1 protein-coding gene is annotated in these 1,033 nt (G+C 54.3%); it reads left to right on the top strand.

Going from position 1 to position 1,033, the window contains the following annotated elements; translation table 11 throughout:
- The coding region (locus VKV18_RS07915; RefSeq protein WP_324203668.1) for a PEP-CTERM sorting domain-containing protein at positions 1-628 on the top strand (628 nt) is incomplete at its 5' end.
- Positions 629-1,033 lie beyond the last annotated feature (405 nt).

Here is a 1,033-nt window from a genome sequence, read left to right as displayed (position 1 = left end):
CAACTATACCCAGTTTTGGATCAACAACAACGGCAATATCAGTTTCGGCAATGGTATCGCCGCTTACACACCAAACGGACCTACGGGCGCCACACAGCCCATCATTTCGCCTTTCTTTGCCGATGTCGATACGCGCGGATCCGGGAGCGGAGTGGTTTACCTTTCCCAGTTGCCAAATGAAGACATCATCACGTGGAACGGCGTCGGGTATTACAATTCCCATGCCGACAAGCTCGATACTTTTCAGCTTGTGTTGCGTGGGCCAGGGTATAACGTGCCGGCGGGTGAGGGGCAGATCGGCTTTTTCTATACCACCATGCAATGGGAAGTAGGCGACGCTAGCGGTGGCGCCGGCGGTTTCTGCCCGTCGGGAACAGCCGGCAGCTCCTGCTTTCCAGCCGCAGTCGGCTTTGGAGATGGCCAGGGGAACGGAGAAGTACTTGCCGGTTCACTACAGCCAGGGATTTCGGGCATCGTAAATGACGAACATATCTGGTTTGATGTCACAAGCGGCGGCGTGCCGGTGACTCCGGGTTCGAGCGTTCCGGAGCCTTCGACTTACGGTCTTTTGGCCACTGGCATTCTAGGCGTGTTTGGCCTCGTCCGGCGCCACCAGAAGCATTCCTGATCACACCTTCCTTTTTCTTTCCTTTCCGCTCTGCAGCTTGCCTTTAGGCAGGTTGCAGGGCACTTTCTCTCAGAGAATCGACTGCTAAAGCAAGACCAAGCAGAAAACGCCGCTGTGCTGCAGAATACGCGTGAGCATCGCTGAGACAGAGACTATCGCATCGCGCAAACCGAGCTAGTATTCCCAGGACTGTTACGGGCCTTAGTGAGTAGAAACCTTTTGGCTGAGGCTTTCTCTAATGGTCACCACTAGCCATTTAGTGAGGTTGACTTAATGCACTCAGGAGGAGATGAATGTATATCTGTAAAGTCGTGGGCATGGCGGCGGTCGTAAGTACGTTTGCGATGGTCCTTTCCGCCGCTGCCATATGCCCCACAACTAGTAACAATAATACCGGCGCCGATC

Origin of the sequence: Chthonomonas sp., assembly GCF_035294505.1 — a bacterium.
GTDB lineage: Bacteria > Armatimonadota > Chthonomonadetes > Chthonomonadales > Chthonomonadaceae > Chthonomonas.
Note: the sequence above shows the minus strand (reverse complement) of the source record. Positions and strands in the feature narration are given on the sequence as shown.